Source organism: Pseudonocardia charpentierae (genome assembly GCF_031845345.1).
GTDB classification, from domain to species: domain Bacteria; phylum Actinomycetota; class Actinomycetes; order Mycobacteriales; family Pseudonocardiaceae; genus Pseudonocardia; species Pseudonocardia charpentierae.
Genome location: NZ_JAVREJ010000015.1, coordinates 68,053 through 86,592, shown reverse-complemented (window position 1 = coordinate 86,592; position 18,540 = coordinate 68,053). Strand labels below are relative to the sequence as shown.

Annotated in this window: 19 protein-coding genes; 12 read left to right on the top strand and 7 right to left on the bottom strand. The window is 71.3% G+C overall.

The annotated features are described in order from the left end of the window. Positions 1-10: 10 nt before the first annotated feature. The gene (locus tag RM445_RS20400; RefSeq protein WP_311558379.1) at positions 11-658 is read right to left on the bottom strand and encodes a hypothetical protein; all 648 of its coding nucleotides are present in this window, start codon (positions 656-658) and stop codon (positions 11-13) included. 139 nt (positions 659-797) lie between these two features. On the opposite strand from RM445_RS20400, the gene RM445_RS20395 reads away from it, so the two are divergent. Continuing rightward, positions 798-1,670, top strand: a complete 873-nt coding sequence (locus tag RM445_RS20395) for a shikimate dehydrogenase (protein ID WP_311558378.1) — start codon at positions 798-800, stop codon at positions 1,668-1,670. Between the two features lie 23 nt (positions 1,671-1,693). Here the strand turns inward: RM445_RS20395 and RM445_RS20390 are convergent, their stop codons facing one another. The 3 genes from RM445_RS20390 to RM445_RS20380 form a co-directional block, all read right to left on the bottom strand. Continuing rightward, positions 1,694-2,443 (bottom strand): class I SAM-dependent methyltransferase, encoded by a 750-nt coding sequence (locus tag RM445_RS20390; protein ID WP_311558377.1) that lies wholly within the window; start codon positions 2,441-2,443, stop codon positions 1,694-1,696. Positions 2,444-2,627: 184 nt separating this feature from the next. Then, entirely contained in the window at positions 2,628-3,737 is a 1,110-nt protein-coding gene (locus RM445_RS20385) for a cytochrome d ubiquinol oxidase subunit II (RefSeq protein WP_311558376.1), read from the bottom strand. Beyond that, a complete protein-coding gene (locus RM445_RS20380; RefSeq protein ID WP_311558375.1) occupies positions 3,734-5,143 on the bottom strand; it encodes a cytochrome ubiquinol oxidase subunit I in 1,410 nt (469 codons plus the stop codon). Before RM445_RS20380 ends, RM445_RS20385 begins: the two co-directional genes overlap by 4 nt. A 223-nt stretch (positions 5,144-5,366) precedes the next feature. Here RM445_RS20380 and RM445_RS20375 point away from each other — a divergent pair, with 223 nt between their 5' ends. The 3 genes from RM445_RS20375 to RM445_RS20365 all read left to right on the top strand — a co-directional run bounded on the left by RM445_RS20375 (position 5,367) and on the right by RM445_RS20365 (position 6,995). Further along, positions 5,367-5,753 (top strand): hypothetical protein, encoded by a 387-nt coding sequence (locus RM445_RS20375; RefSeq protein WP_311558373.1) that lies wholly within the window; start codon positions 5,367-5,369, stop codon positions 5,751-5,753. 130 nt (positions 5,754-5,883) lie between these two features. Further along, positions 5,884-6,114, top strand: a complete 231-nt coding sequence (locus RM445_RS20370) for a DUF2795 domain-containing protein (protein ID WP_311558371.1) — start codon at positions 5,884-5,886, stop codon at positions 6,112-6,114. Between the two features lie 116 nt (positions 6,115-6,230). Continuing rightward, a complete protein-coding gene (locus RM445_RS20365; RefSeq protein WP_311558370.1) occupies positions 6,231-6,995 on the top strand; it encodes a hypothetical protein in 765 nt (254 codons plus the stop codon). 18 nt (positions 6,996-7,013) lie between these two features. Here the strand turns inward: RM445_RS20365 and RM445_RS20360 are convergent, their stop codons facing one another. After that, positions 7,014-7,823: an IclR family transcriptional regulator gene (locus RM445_RS20360; RefSeq protein ID WP_311558369.1), complete on the bottom strand. Its 810-nt coding sequence runs from the start codon at positions 7,821-7,823 to the stop codon at positions 7,014-7,016. 135 nt (positions 7,824-7,958) lie between these two features. Between RM445_RS20360 and RM445_RS20355 the strand changes: the two genes are divergently transcribed. After that, positions 7,959-8,900 carry a pseudouridine synthase gene (locus tag RM445_RS20355; RefSeq protein ID WP_311558367.1) on the top strand — a complete coding sequence of 314 codons (942 nt, stop codon included), beginning with the start codon at positions 7,959-7,961 and terminating at the stop codon, positions 8,898-8,900. A gap of 279 nt (positions 8,901-9,179) precedes the next feature. On the opposite strand, the gene RM445_RS20350 is transcribed toward RM445_RS20355, so the two are convergent. Beyond that, positions 9,180-9,938, bottom strand: a complete 759-nt coding sequence (locus RM445_RS20350) for a GntR family transcriptional regulator (RefSeq protein WP_311558366.1) — start codon at positions 9,936-9,938, stop codon at positions 9,180-9,182. A 154-nt stretch (positions 9,939-10,092) separates the two neighbouring features. Here RM445_RS20350 and iolC point away from each other — a divergent pair, with 154 nt between their 5' ends. The 7 genes from iolC to RM445_RS20315 all read left to right on the top strand — a co-directional run bounded on the left by iolC (position 10,093) and on the right by RM445_RS20315 (position 17,623). Continuing rightward, positions 10,093-11,115: a 5-dehydro-2-deoxygluconokinase gene (gene iolC, locus RM445_RS20345; protein WP_311558365.1), complete on the top strand. Its 1,023-nt coding sequence runs from the start codon at positions 10,093-10,095 to the stop codon at positions 11,113-11,115. Beyond that, entirely contained in the window at positions 11,102-11,983 is an 882-nt protein-coding gene (locus tag RM445_RS20340) for a Cgl0159 family (beta/alpha)8-fold protein (protein ID WP_449619188.1), read from the top strand. Before iolC ends, RM445_RS20340 begins: the two co-directional genes overlap by 14 nt. Then, positions 11,983-12,918: a 5-deoxy-glucuronate isomerase gene (gene iolB, locus RM445_RS20335; protein ID WP_311558363.1), complete on the top strand. Its 936-nt coding sequence runs from the start codon at positions 11,983-11,985 to the stop codon at positions 12,916-12,918. The genes RM445_RS20340 and iolB overlap by 1 nt, the downstream gene beginning before the upstream one ends. After that, positions 12,915-14,411 (top strand): CoA-acylating methylmalonate-semialdehyde dehydrogenase, encoded by a 1,497-nt coding sequence (locus tag RM445_RS20330; protein WP_311558362.1) that lies wholly within the window; start codon positions 12,915-12,917, stop codon positions 14,409-14,411. The genes iolB and RM445_RS20330 overlap by 4 nt, the downstream gene beginning before the upstream one ends. Before the next feature lie 215 nt (positions 14,412-14,626). Then, positions 14,627-15,628 carry a substrate-binding domain-containing protein gene (locus RM445_RS20325; protein ID WP_311558361.1) on the top strand — a complete coding sequence of 334 codons (1,002 nt, stop codon included), beginning with the start codon at positions 14,627-14,629 and terminating at the stop codon, positions 15,626-15,628. A 154-nt stretch (positions 15,629-15,782) separates the two neighbouring features. Next, entirely contained in the window at positions 15,783-16,772 is a 990-nt protein-coding gene (locus RM445_RS20320; RefSeq protein WP_311558360.1) for an ABC transporter permease, read from the top strand. Positions 16,773-16,804: 32 nt separating this feature from the next. Further along, positions 16,805-17,623 carry an ATP-binding cassette domain-containing protein gene (locus RM445_RS20315; RefSeq protein ID WP_311558359.1) on the top strand — a complete coding sequence of 273 codons (819 nt, stop codon included), beginning with the start codon at positions 16,805-16,807 and terminating at the stop codon, positions 17,621-17,623. 105 nt (positions 17,624-17,728) lie between these two features. Here RM445_RS20315 and RM445_RS20310 read toward each other — a convergent pair whose 3' ends face one another. Beyond that, a complete protein-coding gene (locus RM445_RS20310) occupies positions 17,729-18,502 on the bottom strand; it encodes a helix-turn-helix transcriptional regulator (protein WP_311558358.1) in 774 nt (257 codons plus the stop codon). Positions 18,503-18,540 lie beyond the last annotated feature (38 nt).

Here is an 18,540-nt window from a genome sequence, read left to right as displayed (position 1 = left end):
CGCCTAGGACCTAGCAGTCTTCGGCGAGCGTGACCACCGCGAGGGTGACCATGCCGCCGCGCGGGGCACCCGCGGCCGGCTCCTGGGCACAGACCTGCCAGTTGCGTGCGGCGTCGACGCTGCGGCCGGCTCCGGTCGCGTCGCGCAGCGTCACCGGGTCCGACCCGAGCGACCGCGTCGCCTGCGCGACGCTGAGGCCGACGACGTCGGGCAGGGTCGTGCCGTCGGCGGCGTCGTGGTCCAACGCCGTCGCGGCGCCCTGATCGGTCGCTGGGCAGGCCTCACCGAGCCGGACCGCACCCAGGTCGACCAGCGTCGAACTCGGCGCCGGCCCCGCGGCAGGATCCTGGAAGCACACCGTCCACTCGCGGTCCTGGACCTGGTCACGGCGTTGACCGAGGGCGTCGTGGGAGGTGAGCGCGAAGAAGCCGGCCGCCTGCGCCTCGTCCTCGGCCTGCTGCAGGCCCTTTCCGACGAGGCCGGGCAGGGCGAGCGCAGGCGGAAGGGGTTCCGGGGTGCCCACCGGTGCCGGCGACGGCGCCGCGACCCGCTCGTCCGCACCTGCACCGCAGCCCGTGAGCACCCCGAGCACGACTGCGCCGACCACTCCGGCGGCGACCACCGCGCGCCGCTGCTGCCGGTTGCGTCGAACGTCCATGGTCTCCCCCCGAGACGATCCGGGACCCCCGCCCCGACGGCGGCGGAGCGTACTCGCCCAGTGACGCGCCGCTATCACCGGTGGCCGCGCAGCACCGTGGCGGCCGGGAGGCCCGTCCCCGGCGGGTCATACTGGCGCGGTGCTCGAGCCCCGCCTGCAGTCCCCACCCGCTCCCCCGGCGTCCACCGTCGTGACCCGTCGCGCGGCCGTGCTGGGCATGCCGATCGAGCACTCGCTCTCGCCGGTGCTGCACACCGCGGCGTACGCCGCGCTGGGGCTGGCGGGCTGGCACTACGGGAAGCACGCGGTGGACGAAGACGGGCTGCCCGGCTTCGTGGCGGGCCTGGGTCCCGAGTGGGTCGGGCTGTCGCTGACGATGCCGCTCAAGCGCGTGGCGCTGGACGTGGCGACCGAGGTCACGCCGGACACTGCGGCGGTGGGCGCCGCGAACACGCTGGTGCGCCGCGGAACGGGCTGGCTCGCCGCCAACACCGACGTCGCCGGGATCGAGCAGGCGCTGCGGGCCGTGGGGGTGACGTCCGTCGCCCGCGCGGTGATCGTCGGCGCGGGCGGTACCGCTCAGGCGGCGCTGGCTGCGCTGCACCGGCTCGGTGAATCCGCGCCGACGGTGCTGGTCCGCGACCCCGCGCGGGCCGGCGTGCTGCGCGACACCGCCGAGCGGCTGGGCGTCGCACCCCGGATCGTCGGCGGGTTCCCAGACACCCCCCTGCCCGCCGCGGACGTCGTGATCTCCACGGTGCCCGCGGGCGCCGCGGACGCGCTGACCGACGGGGCGTGGGACCCGGCGACCGTGCTCCTCGACGTCATCTACGCGCCGTGGCCGACCGCCCCGGCCGTCGCCGCGACCGCGGCAGGCTGCCGCGTCGCGGGTGGCCTCGAGGTGCTGCTGCACCAGGCCGTCGTCCAGGTGGAGCTGATGACGGGCCTACCGGGCCCCACGGAGGCGATGGCGGCGGCGCTGACGAAGGCCGCAGGCGACCGCCGCCCCTGATCCCCGCCCGCGGGGTGCGGAGGTCAGCCCCGCGTGCCGTCGGCGCGGTCGTCGGCCGACTCCTGGTCGCCCCGGTCGATCGGGCCCGCCACGAGCGGGACGGCCCGCGGCGGCACGGTGCCCGACGCCAGGTAGCCGCCGCCCATCGCGACCTCCTGCACCCGCAGCCTGTTCAGCCGCGGTGCGAGGTGCGCAGCCCACGGGCGGTCGAAGCCGGCGAAGTCGCGCACGTACGGCGCGTGCAGCGCGAGGATGCCCGCGTTCAGGGCCACGGCCCACGGCGCCGCCCACTTGCCACCCGCCGCGGCGACCGTGCCGCCGTCGCGGACGTGGCCGACCACGTTGTCCAGCGCGTCGCCGGACTGCAGCACGTCGTGCGTCGCGCAGAACATCGCGTGGTCCGCGATGACCGGCAGCTCGGCCTCCTCGACCGGCGACTGCACGAGGATGACGTTGTGCCACCCGCGCTCCGCCACCCGGTCGGCGGCGACGGCCAGCATGTCGCGCGAGGCGTCGACACCGACGATCACGCCCTCGGCGCCGATGCGGCTGCGGACCCGTTCGAAGCAGAGGCCGGTGCCGCAGCCGACGTCGAGCACGACGTCGCCGCGGCGCAGCGGCAGCAGGTCCACGAGGCGGCGCCGGTAGGTCTCGAACGCGGACGTCCGCGTCTCGTAGGCGGAGGCGTCACGGGTGTAGGCGGTCTGTGCGCCGGTGGATCCCCAGCCCACCGGAAGAGAAGGAACGAGCAGGGACGAACCGAAGGAGGGCATTGCGTCTGAACCTCTCGGGCCGACAGCGGTACGGTCGGACGGCCGGACGAAGCGGCCACGCCTACCCTGTGTGCGGCGGCGCGGATTGCCGAATTGGTGACGCATCCAGTGTGACTCGTCGCGCCGCGCGACGGAACCCCCGGACCGCGCCGATCCGTCGGTGCGCCGAGATTTCACCGCGTGGTCACACGCGGCCCGTCCCCGCTCCCCCTGACGTCGAGGCCGTGTTCACACCGGCGCCGCTCGCACGAGCGCCGTCGTCGCCGTGTCCGTCGGCCGGCGCCTCGTGCGGCGACCGGGAGAACAGCACGAACATGTAGATCAGAGCCGGCACGAGGACGAGCGAGCCGAGCACCAGCACCACCGTCATGGTGACGAGCGTCGTCCGGCTCCGGGCCGCCTCCTCGATGGTCAGGTACGGCAGGAGCAGGTACGGGTACTGGGCCACGGCCCAGCCGATGAGGACCGTTGCCACGGCCACGGACGACGTGATCCGCGCGACCCCGTAGCGGCGCACGATCAGCAGCACGATGGAGGCCACCCCGGCCAGCCCCGACACGACGATCACCGGCAACGCCCGGCCGATCAGGCCCTCGAACAGCAGCGGGGCGTCGGCCTGCAGCACGAAGATGCCCACGACGCCCACGAGTCCCGTCGTCGCGGCGGTACCCAGCGCACGGGTGCGGAACTGGTCGGCGAGGTCGTCGTGGCCCTCCCGCCGGGCGTCGAGGCAGAGGAACACCGCAGCGAGGTAGGCGCACACCAGCACGGCGAGCACGCCGCCGAGGATCGAGGTGGGATTGAGCCACGAGGTGACGACGTCGCCGGTCGCGATGCCCGGCGGCACCCGGCTCGAGGCGACCCCGCCCACCACCGTGCCGAGGAAGAACGGCGTGGCCAGCGACGACGCGGCAAAACAGGCGCCGAAGAACCGCCGCATGGGCAGCGAGCTGATGCTCTTGCGGAACGCGAAGGCCGCCCCGCGCGCGATCATGCCGAAGGCCGCGAGCGTCAGCGGCTGGTAGAGGGTGGTCACCACTGCGGCGAAGCCGGTGGAGAACGCCGTCCACAGCACCACCAGCACGAAGATCAACCAGACGTGGTTGGCCTCCCACACCGGCGCGATCGAGTGCTCGATCAGGTCGCGCTGCCGGGAGCCCCGCTTCGTGCCCCCGGCGAGCAGGTCCCAGATGCCGGCCCCGAAGTCGGCGCCGCCGAACAGGGCGTAGGCGATGAGCCCGACGAACATGACGCCGAGGAGCACCTCGGCCAGGGTCAGCCCGGAGGAGGTCATCGCGCGCCCGACCTCTCGTCGGCGTGCGCGGTCTCCTCACCGTAGGCCGCGCCCTCGTAGGGCGCGACGACGTCGTGCCGCCCGGCCAGGCGGCGCAGCACGTACACCGTGAAGACGGTGAGCACCGCGTAGATCGCGACCACCGCGTAGAAGCCGAGGAAAAGCCCGGGTGCCGGACTCACGGCGTCCGCGGTCCGCATGTGTCCGTAGACGATCCAGGGCTGGCGCCCGACTTCCGTGGTGATCCAGCCGGTCTCCAGCGCGGCCACGGCGGCGATCCCGGAGACCGCCACGGCCCGCAGGAACCACTTGTTCTCGATCCAGTGGCGCCGCTTCCACATCGCGAAGCCGTACACCATCGCGAGCAGCAGCAGCGCCGAGCCGGCACCGACCATCGTGTTGTAGGCCAGGTGGACGACGTTGACCGGTGGCCGGTCCGCCTCCGGGGTCTCCACGAGCCCGGGCACGACGCCGCTCGGGTCGTGGTGGATCAGCAGTGAGAGCCCGTAGGGGACCTCGAGGGAGTAGTGCAGCTCGTTGTCGTAGTAGATGCCGCCGAGCGACAGCGGAGCCGCGGACTGCGTCTCGTACTGCGCCTCCATCGCGGCGAGCTTCGTCGGCTGCAGCTCCGCGACGGTGTTGGCGATCCAGTCGCCGACGCCGATCTGGATCGGTGTGAAGATCGCGGCGACCGTCAGCGGGATGAGCATGCCCATCCGGTGGTAGCGGTCCCTGTGCCCGCCGTCCCTGGGCCCGCGCAGCATGCCCACGGCGTAGACCGACGCGATGCCGAACCCGGTGACCATGAACGCCGCGATCCACATGTGCGCGACCTGCGGCGGCATCGACGGGGAGAACATGCCGCGGATGGGGTTGACGTTCGTCAGGGAGCCGTCCGGAGCGACGTCGAAGCCGACGGGGTTGTTCATCCAGGCGTTCGCGGCGACCACGAAGAACGTGCCGGCCATGCCCGCGAGCACCATCGGCAAGGCGCACAGGATGTGGGCGCGCGCCGACATGCGGTTCCAGCCGAACAGGTAGATCCCGACGAAGATCGCCTCGATGAAGAACGAGAAGCCCTCGAGCACGAACGGGAATCCGAAGATCTCGCCGTAGGTGTTCATCAGGCCGGGCCACAGGATGCCCATCTCGAAGGTGAGCAGGGTGCCCGACACCGCGCCCGCCGCGAAGAGCACGCCCATCGCCTTCGCCCACGTGTGGGCGAGCTCGTGCAGGGCGCTGTCGCCCGTCTTGTGGGCGCGCCACTCGGCGAACATCACCATCGCCGGGAAGGCGACGCCCAGGCACGAGAAGACGATGTGCCAGCCCAGCGAGACCGCCATCTGCATCCGGGCGGGATAGAGATTTTCCGCCGCGTCGGCCAGCACGATCTCCACGGCTGCCACGTCCACCTCCATGTGTCCGCGACCCGGTGGGGCCGGTGATTCCACCCTGCTGATTCACCCTGCTGATTCCACCCTGCCACGGACATCCGGCCGCGTCCGCCGGTGTCCGGCCAGCGGACATGTTCCGTGCGTCGCACAACCCCTGACCCACGACGCTTGACATAGTTATCATCACTGCGTAACTTAGTGAGCAGTCGCACGACACACCACGCAAGGAGGAATCATGACCGCCGCTGTCAACACCGACCAGTACGTCTCGCTCGCCCGTCGGGGCCAGGAGATCACGACCGCCGCCGCCGAGAGCTTCGCCGGTGCGTTCAAGGCCTACGCCGACGCCGTCATCCCGCAGGGCCCGCGCCCGGTCGACCCGCAGGCCGCCACGGTCGCCGCGTTCGACCTCGCCGAGCGCCTCCTCACCGCGCAGCGCACGTTCGCCGTCAAGGCGATCGCCCTCGTCAAGGAGGCCGGCGACTCCGTCACCGCCCAGGCGTCCGCCGCCGGCGAGACGCTCAAGGCCCGCACCGAGCAGGCTACCGAGCGCGTCATCGACTTCGCCTCCGAGACCACCCGGCGCACCGCCACCACCGCGCGCAACGGCGTCTCGGTCTGAACTGATCTTCAGGGCGGGCCGTACGCCGCCCCGGATCAGGTTCAGCGAAATCAGGCTCGCCATGCTGCGTGACGTAGGCTACACTGCGTACTATCCCAAGCGAAATGATCGACGACGTCGGGAGGCCGCCGTGATGGACCCCAGGCTGAGATTGCAACAGGTCCTCGCGGCTCAGCAGTTCCCCGCCGAGCGCTGGGAGCTCATCGTCGTCGCCGATCTCTACGGGGCCGACGCGCTGAGCAAGTCCGAGCTGCACGCGCTTCCCGCGGTGCGGTTCCGCAGCCTGGCCGACGTCCTGCACGCCGTCGAGCGCGTCCGCAAGGAGACCCTCGACCGCGAGCAGAACCGCCGGTCGGCCTGAGCCCCACACGATTTCCGCTCCACGCGAACGCGGCGTCGGGTGCATCCACTGCACCGGCGCCGCTTTTGCTTTTCCTGTGCCGCACCTGATCGTCGCGGGATGGATAGCGTGTCGGCGTGAACCGGATCGCCCTGCACCAGTCCACCGTCCACCCACTCGACCCGGTGGGCCTGGTCGAGGTCGCGCGCGGAGCCGGGCTGGACTCGATCGGGCTGCGGGTCGCCGCGGTGGCCGACGTCGAGCCCTGGTGGTCGCGCGGCATCGGCTCGCCGATGCTGCCGGACCTGGTCGACGCGCTGCTGACCCACCGGGTCACCGTCCTCGACGTCGGCCGGGTTCCGCTCGGCCCCGAGCTGTGCGTGATGGACATCGGCCACCCCTACAGCCGGGTCCTGGAGCTCGGCACGCGTCTGGGCGCCCAGTTCGTCACCGTGCGCGCGGGCGAACCCGCCGACGACCCCGTCGAATTCTTCGCCCGCCTGGCCGAGCTGGCCGCGCGCTATCACCTCCGCCCCCTGCTCTCCCCCGCCGCCGGCACCGCCGTGGCCACGCTGGAGCAGGCGATCGCCACCGTCGACGGAACCGGGGGCGGCGTAGTGCTCGACATCGTGCCCGGCCGCGACGATCGCGCGGCGGTCGACGAGATGGTCGTCGAGCTCGGCGACCTGCTGGGCTACGTCCGGGTGTCCGCCCGCGCGCTCGCGCACACCGCCGCCCCGGGGCTGCTCGCCACGCTCCCCCCGCAGGTCCCGGTGGCGCTCGGCGGTGCCGAGCCGGGTGCGAGCGCCGACCTCGACGTTCCAGGGCACATCGCCCGGGCCGTCGCCCTGCGCGATGCGGTCGACGCGATGCTGCGCCACCCACAGGCGACCAGGAGCTGAGGCCCGCTCGGGCCGGCGTCAGCCCGCGGCGCGGCTTGCCGCGGTCGCTTCAGCATCCGTGGTCCGGTCGCGGACGTCGACGGCCAGTTCCCGGGCGAGCCCGCGGGCCGCCAGCACCAGCGCCGGCACCACCCGCCCGAGCGTCGCCTGCTCCAGGTCCGGCAGGGCGATTCCCACCGCGGCGATCGCCGTGCCGCTCCCGCACAGCACCGGCACCGCCACCCCGCACCGGCCGGCCTGCAGCTCGCCGCAGCTCGTCGCCATGCCGTGCAGCCGCACGCACTGCAGCGCACGGTGCAGTTGCTCGGGATTGGTGATCGTCGCCTGCGTGTAGGTGGGCAGCGACGGGGTCACGACCATGCGCACCACCTGCGACGGCGCGAACGCCAGCAGCGCCTTCCCGAGTGCGGTGGCGTGGATCGGCAGCCGGGCGGCCGTGGAGAACGTACTGACCGGATGGTGCCCGGGCTGCCGCTCGATGTAGGAGACCTCCAGGTCGTCGAGCACTCCGAGACGCACCGGGCGCCGCGTGGCCTCGCACAGGTCGTCGACGACGAACGGGGCCCGCTCGCGCAGCGTCGGCCGCGCGGCGGTCTCCCCGCACAGCATGCGGAGCGGCAGGCCGACGCGGAACTCGCCGTCGTCGGTCCGCTCGAGGAGATGACGGTCGGTGAGCTCGCGGGCCAGCCGGTGCGCGGTCGAGGTGGGTAGGCCCGCCTGGCGCGCGAGGTCACCGAGCGCATGCCCGCGACCGTTCGTGAACGACATGAGGATGGCGGCGATCTTGCTGGTCACCGACCGTCCCGGCTCGATCGAGTTGCCCGCCATCGGACTCCCATCTGCCGGCCCCCGTCATCACCGTGACCGTAGGCACACGGTGAGTCGGGATGCTGGCCGGAGCGGCTTGTGCACGCGCTTGCTCCCGTCCACCGGAAGCCCGGGGCTCACCCGTACGATGGAACGGTGGCCCCCGTTTCGCCGCTGCCACAGCGGCACGGCCTCGACGCCGTCCGGCTGCGCACTCCCGACGACGGCCTGTGGGTCACGATGCGTGACCACCTCGTCGACCGGCTCCCCCGGCTCCCGGCCACCCGGCTCGACGCGATGCTGCGCGAGGGCCGCATCGTCGGCCGCAGCGGCCCCGTGGGCCCGGACGACCCGTACCAGCCGCGCGAGTTCCTCTGGTTCCACCGGGACCTGCCCGTCGAGGTGCCGGTGCCGTTCGCGATCGAGGTCCTGCACCGCGACGACGACGTGCTCGTGGTGGACAAGCCGCACTTCTTGGCCACGATCCCGCGGGGCCGCCACATCGTGGAGACCGCCCTCGTCCGGCTGCGTCGCGAGCTGGACCTGCCGGAGCTGTCGCCCGCCCACCGGTTGGACCGGGTGACGGCCGGCGTGCTGCTGTTCGTGGTGCGCCGCGAGCGGCGCGGGGCGTACCAGACGCTGTTCAGGGACCGGCGGGTGCGTAAGACCTACGAGGCGGTCGCGCCGTACGACCCGGCGCTCGGGTTCCCGCAGACGGTGCGCAGCCGCATCGTCAAGGAGCGCGGCGTGATCCTCGCCCGCGAGGTGCCCGGACCGCCGAACGCCGAGACAAACGTCGAGCTGCTCGAGCACCGCGGCGGGCTCGCGCGCTACCGGCTCACCCCCCTGACCGGGCGGACCCACCAGCTCCGGCTGCACCTGCGCGGCCTCGGGCTGCCGATCCTCGGTGATCGGTTCTACGGCACCGCGTCCGGCGACCCCGAAGACACCCCGCTCGACGACTGGACGCGGCCGCTGCAACTGCTCGCGGCCACGCTGGAGCTGCCCGATCCGGCGACGGGCGAACTCCGGCGGTTCGCCAGCCGCCGCACCCTGCAAGCCTGGACCGACCCCGCCGGCTGGACCGCGGGTCCCTGATCCGCCCCCCGGGCTCCGCCCGCCGCGCTGTCGCACAGCGACGCTGACTGTCGCCGGCGGGCTCGCCGGGGTTCGCAGCATGGTGGCTTTGCTGCGGTCCGGGTGCAGCAAAGCCACCATGCTGCAACGACAGGGCCGCCGACGAGTCGCTCGAACCCGCGTAGAAGCCGTCACGCCTGCCGCTCCCGGGTGCGACCGCCGCACCGGCCGTGCGACGGCAACCGAAGGTGTGCGACGGCGCCGCGTCGTGGCCGGTCGACTACGGGGCCCGGCGCCGTCTCAGCAGGTCAGCGTCAGCTCGAACGAGTAGCGGCTCGCCCGGTAGACGTGTGAGCCGTACTCCACCCCGCGCCCGCTCTCGTCCCAGGCCGTCCGGGTCATCGTCAGCATCGGAGCCCCGCGTGCGTCGCCGAGCAAGCGGGCCTCCACCGCGGTGGCCGCCTTCGCCCCCACCACCTGGGTCGCGATCCGCGGCACGTGTCCGGCGGACCGCAGGATCTCGTAGAGCCCGCGCTGCTCCAGGTCGTCGACCTGCAGCGCCACGACGTCCACCGGCACCGCGTTGTGCATGAGCGCCAACGGCTCGTCGCCCGCGTACCGGATCCGCTCGATGGTGGTCACGGGAGTACCGACCGGGATGCCCAGCGTCTCGGCGATCGTGTCGGTGGCCGGCCCCACCTCCAGCGACCGGATCTCCGTGCGCGGCGCGCGACCCGTCTTCGCGAGGTCGTCGTAGAGGCTGGTCAGCTCCACCGGACGACGCACCTTCGGGTGGACGATCTGCGTCCCGACGCCGCGGCGGCGGGTGAGCATGCCACGCTCGACCAGATATGCGATGGCCTTGCGCATGGTGGGACGCGACACACCCAAGCGGTCGGCGAGCTCCACCTCGTTCTCCAGCCGGCCACCGACCGGCAGCTCGCCGCCCTCGATCTGCTCTTGCAGGCGCGTCGCGACCTGGAAATACAGGGGAACGGGACTGGATCGGTCGAGAGCGACCTTCGGGACGAGCACTCCGTTGAGCGGCTTGTCCGGCACCGCACACCCCCACCACTTTGAGACTATGTTAGGACAAAGTGTTGACGTCCCAGTAACGCGGACGGTACACCTTTAACCCGTGGCCGGGGTCACCAATGATCCGGCCGGGCGACACGATCATCACGGCGACGAGGCTGGAGAGGCTGATGCAGGAATGACTGCAGCAGGGACCGGGCCCCACGGCACCCCGGAAGGGGCGCTCCCGACGACGGCACACGCCGACGACGTCCTGACGATCGGGCGGATGGGGGTCGACATCTATCCCCTGCAGGTCGGCACGTCCCTGCGCCACGTGGAGAGCTTCGGCAAGTTCCTGGGCGGCAGCCCGGCCAACGTCGCCGTCGCCGCGGCCCGGCTCGGGCGCCGCGCGGCGATCATCAGCCGCACCGGGGCCGACCCGTTCGGTGAGTTCCTGCACGACGCGCTGCAGGGCTTCGGTGTCGACGACCGCTACGTCACCGCCGTGCCGGACCTGCCGACGCCGGTGACGTTCTGCGAGATCTTCCCGCCGGACGACTTCCCGCTGTACTTCTACCGCCGCCCGAGCGCGCCGGACATGCAGATCAACGCCGACGAGCTCGACCTCGACGCGATCCGTGCCGCGAAGATCTTCTGGGTGACCGTGACCGGCCTGTCCGAGGAGCCGAGCCGGGAGGCCACGCTCACGGCGCTGCGCGCCCGCGCCGGCCGCGGATACACCGTCCTGGACCTCGACTACCGGCCGATGTTCTGGTCGTCCCAGGAGGAGGCGCGCAAGTTCGTGCAGGAGGCACTGCCCTACGTCGACGCCGCGGTCGGCAACCTCGAGGAGTGCGAGACCGCGGTCGGCGAGCGCGAGCCCTACGCGGCGGCGCGGGCGCTGCACGAGCGGGGGGTCCCGCTGGCGGTCGTCAAGCAGGGCCCGAAGGGCGTGCTCGCCCACGACGGCCAGACCCACGTCGAGGTGCCGCCGGTGCCGGTCGACGTGGTGAACGGCCTCGGCGCGGGTGACGCGTTCGGCGGGGCACTGTGTCACGCCCTTCTCGCTGGATGGGATCTCGAGCGGAGCATGCGGTTCTGCAATGCGGCCGGTGCGATCGTCGCGGGACGGTTGGCGTGCGCCGACGCGATGCCCACAGTGGACGAGGTCGAGGCGAAGCTACTCGAAGCGGGGAACGAGGAGGCTGCACGTGGATGACGACCGCTTCCGTGAGCTGATCACCGCCCGGGTGAGCCGGCCTGCCGCGATCGCCGAAGCCGCGGCGAAGCGGCGGCGCCCTACCTCCCTGCTCGCCGACCACGGCCGCCTGATGATGATCGCCGCGGACCACCCGGCCCGCGGGGCGCTGGCCGCCGGCAGCCGCCCGTTCGCCATGGGCGACCGCGTCGACCTGCTCGACCGGCTCGTGCTCGCGCTGTCGCGGCCGGGGGTGAACGGCGTGCTGGGCACCCCGGACGTCCTCGAAGACCTGCTGCTGCTCGGCGCGCTGGACGACAAGGTCGTCATCGGCTCGATGAACCGCGGCGGCCTGGCCGGCACGGTCTTCGAGCTCGACGACCGGTTCACCGCCTACGACGCGCAGGCCATCGCCGACGCCGGTTTCGAGGGCGGGAAGATGCTCACCCGCATCGACCCGAACGACCCGGCCACCGTCGCGACGCTCGAGTCGTGCGCCGACGCGGTCAGCGACCTCGCCCGGCACCGGCTGCTGGCCATGGTCGAGCCGTTCATCTCCCACCGCGCCGAGGGGCGGGTGCGCAACGAGCTCACCGCGGACGCCATGGTGCTCGCGAATGCGATCGCCGCCGGCCTCGGTTCGACGTCGGCCTACACCTGGCTCAAGGTCCCGATCGTCGACGAGATGGAGCGGGCGATGGCCGCCACCACGCTGCCCGCGCTGATCCTGGGCGGTGAGGTCGCCGAAGACCAGCAGGCGACGTTCGCGAACTGGCAGAAGGCGCTCGCACTGCCCACCGTGCAGGGCCTGGTCATCGGCCGGTCGCTGCTCTACCCGCCCGGCGACGACGTCGCGGCGGCGGTCGACACGGCGGTGGGACTCCTCTGATGGTCGACAAGCTGGAGGTCGTCGTCCCGGCCGGCACCGGCGGCGAGGGCGACTACTCGCTCTCGATCACCCCGGAACGCGCCGGCTGGGCACACAGCAGCCTCAACGTCCTCGAACTGGCCGCGGGTGGGACGCACACCTTCGAGACCGGCGAGAGCGAGTGGGTGGTCCTGCCGCTCACCGGATCGTGCACGGTCGCTTGCCGGGATGCCGAAGGACGGGACGAGACCTTCACCCTCGCCGGGCGCCGCGGCGTCTTCACCCGCGTCACCGACTTCGCCTACGTGCCCCGCGACGCCACCGCCACGGTGTCGTCCGAGGCCGGCGGCCGGTTCGCCCTCTGCGGTGCCCGCGCCAACCGGCGACTGACCGCCCGCTACGGCCCCGCCGAGGGCGTGCAGGTCGAGCTCCGCGGAGCGGGCCAGGCCAGCCGGCAGGTCAACAACTTCTGCACCCCGGCGACCTTCGAGGCCGACAAGATGATCGCCGTCGAGGTCATCACCCCGGGAGGCAACTGGTCGTCGTTCCCTCCGCACAAGCACGACGAGGCGGGCGAGGGCGAGTCGCGTCTGGAAGAGGTCTACTACTTCGAGGCCGACTCCGCGTACCCCGCCGGTCAGGCCGGCGCCTGCGGCTACCAGCGGGTGTACAGCTCGGGCCCTGGTAAGGAGATCGACGTCTGCGCCGAGGTGCGCACGGGCGACGCGATCCTCATCCCCTACGGCTGGCACGGCCCGGCGATGGCCGCGCCCGGCTACGACCTCTACTACCTCAACGTCATGGCGGGCCCGGACCCCGAGCGGGTCTGGAAGATCTGCGACGACCCGGCACATGCCTGGGTCCGCACCCTGTGGGACGACCAGGAGATCGACTCCCGCCTCCCGTTGACCACCACCGTCGAGAATTCCCGGACTGAGAAGGAGGAGGTCCGTTGAGGACCATCACACACTGGATCGGCGGCAAGCCGGTCACCGGGTCCACGGACCGCACGAGCCCGGTCTTCAACCCCGCGACCGGTGAGCAACAGGCCGAGTTGGCCCTGGCGAGCGTCGACGACGTCGACACCGCCGTCCGCACCGCGAAGGCCGCGTTCGAGCGCTGGGGCCAGTCGTCGCTCTCGCAGCGCACCAAGGTCCTGTTCGACTTCCGGGAACTGGTGAACGCCAACGTCCAGCGGCTCGCCGAGGCGATCTCCGACGAGCACGGCAAGGTCGTGTCGGACGCCCGCGGCGAGGTGCAGCGCGGCCTCGAGGTGATCGAGTTCGCCTGCGGCATCCCGACGCTGCTCAAGGGCGGCTTCTCCGACCAGGTCTCCACCGGCGTCGACGTCTACTCGTTCCGCCAGGCGCTCGGGGTGTGCGTCGGCATCACGCCGTTCAACTTCCCGGCGATGGTGCCGATGTGGATGTTCCCGGTCGCCATTGCGACCGGCAACACCTTCATCCTCAAGCCCAGCGAGCGCGACCCCAGCGCCTCGCTGATCATCGCTGAGCTGTGGGCCGAGGCCGGGCTGCCCGACGGCGTCTTCAACGTCGTGCAGGGCGACAAGACCGCCGTCGACGCCCTGCTCAACCACCCCGATGTGGCGGCGGTGTCGTTCGTCGGCTCGACGCCCATCGCCCGCTACATCCACCAGACCGGCACCGCGAACGGCAAGCGGGTGCAGGCTCTCGGGGGCGCCAAGAACCACGCGATCATCCTCCCCGACGCCGGCATCGACTACACCAGCGATCACCTCGTCGCGGCCGCGTTCGGCTCCGCGGGCGAGCGCTGCATGGCGATCTCGGCCGCGGTGGCGGTCGGCAGCGCGGCCGACGACCTCATCGCCGCGGTCAGCGAGAAGGCTCGCGCGGTCAAGGTCGGCCCGGGCCGCGAGGCGGACAGCGAGATGGGCCCGGTCGTCACGAGCGCGGCCCGCGACCGCATCCGCAGCCTGATCGGCAGTGGTGAGGAGCAGGGCGCCAAGCTGGTCGTCGACGGGCGGGGGCTGACCGTCCCCGGCCACGACAACGGCTACTGGGTCGGCCCGACGGTCATCGACGAGGTCACCACGTCGATGGACGTCTACAAGGAGGAGATCTTCGGGCCGGTGCTCTCGGTGGTCCGGGCCGACTCGGTCGACGCGGCCATCAACATGATCAACTCCAACCCGTACGGCAACGGCACCGCCATCTTCACCTCCAGTGGCGAGGCGGCCCGCACGTTCCAGCGCGGGGTGAACGTCGGGATGATCGGCATCAACGTGCCGATCCCCGTGCCGATGGCCTACTACTCCTTCGGCGGCTGGAAGGACTCGCTGTTCGGCCAGAGCCACATCCACGGGCCGGAGGGCGTCGCCTTCTACACCCGGGCGAAGGTCGTGACGTCGCGCTGGCCGCACGTCGAGGGCGCGAGCGGCTCGAGCTTCCACTTCCCCACGTCGAACTGACACGGGCAGTGACGATCACGTATCGATCGACTGCAAGACGGCCAGATGCCTCTTAACGTGTTCGTGGTCACTCCTTCGGGAACGAGGGGTGAGCACGAACCACGGCCCCCGGGCCGGCCCCTGATGCGCCCCAGTTCCCCGGCACCACAAGGGCAGTACCCCGCAGGACATTGCAGTCCGCCTCCTGGTCGGCTGCCTGGAGAGAGGAAAGATCGATGAAGATCGACCGTTCGCGGAGATCACTCCGTGCGCTGGCCGTCGTGGCAGCCGCATCGGCCGCGCTCGCGGCCTGCAGCAGTCAGGGTGGCGCGCCGGCGTCGAGTGGTGGCAGTGCGCCCGCCGCCGGTGGAAACGGCACGAAGTACACGATCGCGATGATCACCCACGAGCAGGCGGGTGACACGTTCTGGGACAAGATCCGGGCCGGCGCGCAGGACGCCGCCACCGAGCACGGGATCGACCTGAAGTACTCGAACAACGAGAACGGCCCCGAGCAGGCCACGCTGGTGCAGAACGCGATCGACAGCAAGGTCAACGGCATCGCCGTGACGCTGTCCAGCGCGGACGCGGTCGTCCCGGTGGCCAAGAAGGCCGCCGAGGCAGGGATCCCCGTCGTCGCCTTCAACCAGGGCATCGACCAGTACCAGGACGCCGGCGCGAAGATGTACTTCGGCTCCGACGAGGCGCTGGCCGGACAGACCGTCGGCGAGAAGCTGGCCGCGGCCGACCCGGGCGGCAAGACGCTCTGCATCATCCAGGCCCAGGGCTCCGTCGCCCTGGAGACCCGCTGCCAGGGCGTGAAGGCGGGTTACGCGAACACGGAGAACCTGCAGGTCAACGGCGCGGACCTGCCGTCGGTGCAGCAGACGATCCAGTCGAAGCTGGCCCAGGACTCCTCGATCACCAACATCGTGACCCTGGGTGCGCCGATCGCCCTGGCCGCGCTGCAGGCCGAGGAGGCCGCCGGTAAGACCGCCAAGCTGGCCACGTTCGACCTGAACCAGGAGACCGCGCAGGCGATCAAGGACGGCAAGATCCAGTTCTCGGTCGACCAGCAGCCGTACGTGCAGGGCTACATGGCGGTCACGTCGCTGTGGCTGAACCTGAGCAACGGCAACGACATCGGTGGTGGCAAGCCCACGCTCACCGGCCCGTCGATCGTCGACAGCACCAACATCGACCAGATCCTGCCCTACACCGCCAACAACCGGCGCTGAACCACTCCGGGGCCGGCGCTGCCCCCGCCCGTCGTGGGCGGCGCCGGCCTCGGGTCCGCCACCCTCTCTGGAGCAGATCATGAGCTCTCCCGCAACGACACCAGCAACGCAATCGACCAAGACCCCTGAGGCACCGGCACCGGTGAAGCGGTCGATGGCGTCGAAGGTGTTGACCCGTCCGGAGATCGGGGCCGTGGCCGCGGCGATCGCGATCTTCATCTTCTTCTTCTCGATCGCGCCGGCGTTCCGCACGCTGCCCTCGTTCTCCACGGTCCTCTACGCCTCCTCGACGATCGGGATCGTCGCGGTCGGGGTGGCGCTGCTGATGATCGGCGGAGAGTTCGACCTGTCCTCCGGGGTCAACGTGGTGACCTCCGCGCTGGCCGCAGCCCTGGTGACCTACCAGCTGTCGCTGAACATGTGGGTCGGGGTGTTCCTGTCGCTGATCGTCGCCCTGGCGATCGGGTTCATCAACGGCTACCTCGTGGTCCGGACCAAGATCCCCTCGTTCCTGATCACGCTGTCGACGTTCTTCATGCTCCGCGGCATCAACCTCGGTGTCACCAAGGCCACCACCGGCACCGTGGCCACCGCCAACGTCTCCGGTCTCGACGGGTTCGCCTCGGCCAAGGCCGTGTTCGCCGGCCCCGTGAACCTGGGGTTCATCACCGTGAACATCACGGTGATCTGGTGGCTGCTGTTCGTCGCCATCGGGTCGTGGATCCTGCTGCGCACCAAGATCGGCAACTGGATCTTCGCCGCCGGTGGCAACGCCGACTCCGCCCGCGCCGTCGGTGTCCCCGTCCCCAAGGTCAAGATCGGCCTGTTCATGGGTGTGGCGTTCCTGGCCTGGTTCTACGGGATGCACCTGCTGTTCAACTTCTCCTCGGTGCAGTCCGGCCTCGGTGTCGGCAACGAGTTCATCTACATCATCGCCGCGGTCGTCGGCGGCGCCCTGCTCACCGGTGGCTACGGCTCGGCGGCAGGCGCGGCGGTCGGCGCGTTCATCTTCGGCATGACCACCCAGGGCATCGTGTTCGCCGGGTTCGACCCGAACTGGTTCTACACCTTCCTCGGCGCGATGCTGCTGCTCGCGGTGCTGGTCAACCTGTACGTCAAGAACTACGCCTCCACCCGCCGCTGAGCTGGCGCTGATTCGACGAGACGAGACACACCATGACTGACACGCTCGCGGACCACGCCGACCCCACCCTCAGCCGGGGTGAGCCGCTGATCGAGATGACCGACGTCGGCAAGTCGTTCGGCCCGATCGTCGCCCTGTCCGGCATCAACCTCACCGTCAACGCCGGCGAGGTGACCTGCGTGCTGGGTGACAACGGCGCCGGCAAATCCACGCTGATCAAGATCATGGCCGGGTTGCACCCCCACTCGGAGGGCACGGTCAAGGTCGACGGGAAGCCGGTCACCTTCGGCTCGCCGCGCGAGGCCCTCGACCACGGGATCGCCACGGTCTACCAGGACCTCGCGGTGGTGAGCCTGATGGAGGTGTGGCGCAACTTCTTCCTCGGCTCCGAGCTGCGCAAGGGCAACTACCCGCTGGCCCCGATGGACATCAAGGCCATGCGCGAGATCGCCGACAGCGAGCTCAAGAAGATGGGCGTCACGGTCAAGGACATCAACCAGCCCATCGGCACCCTGTCCGGCGGGCAGCGCCAATGCGTGGCCATCGCCCGCGCCGTGTACTTCGGCGCCCGGGTGTTGATCCTCGACGAGCCCACCGCGGCGCTCGGGGTCAAGCAGTCCGGCGTGGTGCTCAAGTACACCGCCGCGGCTCGTGACGCCGGGCTGGGCGTCGTGTTCATCACCCACAACCCGCACCACGCGTTCATGGTCGGCAACCACTTCATCATCCTGAAGCTGGGTCGTCGGGTGCTGGACAAGACCCGCGAGGACGCCACCCTCGAGGAGCTCACCGCCGAGATGGCAGGCGGACGCGAGCTCGCCGAGCTCAGCCACGAGCTGCAGGGCCGCTGACCGCCCGTGGCGCGGCGGCGATGCCGGCGCGCCACGGCGAGAGGCCCACGACGGGGCCGGTTCGGGGAGACCTCCTCCGAACCGGCCCGTCGGCGTTCCGAGCGGTCAGGGGCCTGCGGCGAACTTCCGCGGGGTGACGCCGAGCATGCGCGTGAAGTGCCGGTGCAGGTGCGACTGGTCGTGGAAGCCGACAGCCGTTGCGACGTCGGCGATCGGCTCGCCGTCGAGCAGGCGGCGCCGGGCCGCCTCCACCCGCCTGCCGACGAGGTAGCGGTGCGGTGGCAGGCCGAACTCCCGTCCGAAGCTCCGCACGAGGTGGGCCGGGTCGGCGTGCAGCAGCGAGCCGGCCTCCCGCAGCGTGATGCCCTCGACGAGCCGGGCGTCGAGCAGGTCGCGGAGCTCGCCGGCCAGCCCGGACGGACCCGACGGCGCGGGCATCCCGAACCGCCGCGCGATCCGGTCGGTGATCAGGGCCAGCCTGCTTTCGGCCTCGAGCGCCCCGCCGGGCTCGTCCAGGCTGCGGTGCAGCTGGTCGAGCCGTCGGTGCAGCAGGTCGTCGAGCAGCGTCGGCTCGTCGACCACCCGGCCGGCCAGGGTCGTGTCGACGACGTCGGATTCGAGGTAGAGCACCCGCTTCCGGAAGCCGTGCGCTGTGGCGGCGCGACCGGTGTGGGCGATGTGCGGCGGCAGCAGCAGGACGGTGCCCGTCGGAGCGCCGTGCTCGTGCCGGTGCAGGTCGTAGCGGATCACACCGTCGTCGACGACCATCAACGTCCACGTGTCGTGCGCGTGGGGCGGATAGACGTGGTCGGTGAAGCGCGCGTGGAAGGCCTCGGCGATCCCGGGTACACCGGGCACCCACGCACGGACCTGGCTCACGTCACGAACGTACAAGAACGTGCGGCCACTCCCCCGGC